Annotated in this window: 1 protein-coding gene; it reads right to left on the bottom strand. The window is 71.7% G+C overall.

The features are described from left to right. On the bottom strand, positions 1-781 hold a 781-nt coding region (locus IOE58_RS14030; RefSeq protein WP_228020282.1), incomplete at its 3' end, for a DUF222 domain-containing protein. Between the last annotated feature and the right edge of the window lie 163 nt (positions 782-944).

Here is a 944-nt window from a genome sequence, read left to right as displayed (position 1 = left end):
TCATGCGGGCCATCGAGGCGGGGATCGGGATGGTGCCATCGATCAGGGCGGGCGCATCGGAGTGGCCCATCAGGGTCATCACCGGCACCATCACGCTGATCCGGAACCGCTCACCAGGCACCTCGATGCCCCCGGTCTCCAGCACACTGCGGGTCAGAACCAGGTAGCGCAGCGCCGCCAGAGTCAGCGGCGCACCGGTGGCGGCGGCCTGCCCGTCGGGGTCGAAGGGGACCGGGGCGCCGTCGGCAAGGGCATGGCGCTGCTGGTCCTGGATCGCGCGGGCGCTGGCATCCAGGCGCCGTGACAGGGAGAGGATCTCCGGGACGGGCCCGGTGATGCGGACGGTGGCGGTGCCGTCATCGACAGGGGAGCCCTCCAGAGCGACCTCGCGCTGATCCTCCGGCCGCGGGGTGGTCTCACCTGCCTGGTGGAGCCAGGCCACCAGGACACGCAGTTCACGACGGAACCGCTGGACGGGGATCGAGGCCAGATCCCAGGCCGAAACCCGCTGATCCACCTCCGCCAGCTGGGCGGGAGTGAACTCCCGGGTGGTGCGGAGGATCCGCTGGTGCCACTCCACCGGCAGGTCCCCGACCTCGAGCCGGGCGAACAGGGCCGGCAGATGATGCACAGCAGTGTGTGCCTGGCGGATCAAGGTCGAAGCGTGGCTGGTGGTGGTGCGCAGGGCGACCGCGGCCACCACAGCGGATTCGGCCCGGTCATCGGCTGCTTCCTCGTCGTTCGCGGGCGCGATCCACAAGGGCGCCAGCTCCCGCAGCATCCGGGCATGCTCACGGGACTGCTCACGCTGCAGGCCCAGCAACCTGACCGCGGCATCTGCCTCTACTGTGCCCGGCACCGCACCGCCCCGCTCAGCCACGCTCTGCGGGGTCAGGGGGTGACGGGCCCGGACCTGGTCCGCGGGCGGGGCCGGGGGCTTGGGG

Source organism: Brachybacterium epidermidis, assembly GCF_015209585.1.
GTDB classification, from domain to species: domain Bacteria; phylum Actinomycetota; class Actinomycetes; order Actinomycetales; family Dermabacteraceae; genus Brachybacterium; species Brachybacterium epidermidis.
The sequence above is the reverse complement of the archived record's forward strand: the minus strand, read 5'-3'. Positions and strand labels throughout refer to the sequence as shown.